Origin of the sequence: Pantoea sp. VS1, assembly GCF_002207995.1 — a bacterium.
Taxonomy (GTDB): Bacteria; Pseudomonadota; Gammaproteobacteria; order Enterobacterales; family Enterobacteriaceae; genus Pantoea; species Pantoea dispersa.
This window is the reverse complement of sequence record NZ_NHZE01000077.1, coordinates 1-409: the sequence shown is the minus strand read 5'-3', so window position 1 is coordinate 409 and position 409 is coordinate 1. Positions and strand designations below refer to the sequence as shown.

Annotated in this window: 1 pseudogene; it reads right to left on the bottom strand. The window is 29.8% G+C overall.

Annotated elements, in window-relative coordinates:
- Positions 1-409, bottom strand: a pseudogene (locus CBW22_RS23030) (hypothetical protein); the annotation flags it as partial.

Here is a 409-nt window from a genome sequence, read left to right as displayed (position 1 = left end):
CATTGATAAAGCTTATTGCCATTGATAATCGCGCTATCAATATACTTTGATACATCACCTATTCCAAACTGCCTAAATTTGGCAAAAAATACCAACCAAAGAACATCAAAAACAGAATCTTTGTCTGAAGAACGTTTAATATCATCGACAATAATGTTTTTAATAAAGTCTTTTAATTCAAGATGTCTTTTTTTGTACTCAATAAAAACCAGATCGATAATAGCAAGAACATTACCCATTACTTTCCCAGACTCTCTTTTTATCATGAAAAGCAGGCTTATTAATTTCTTGATTTCTTTGAGTTGCTTGGTCTTATCTTTGGAAAAGGCAACTTTCAATTTATCTTTTCTAGTTAATTCAGAAATGAATTTATTTAGTATACTTGTGCCAGGATACTCATAATGAATGT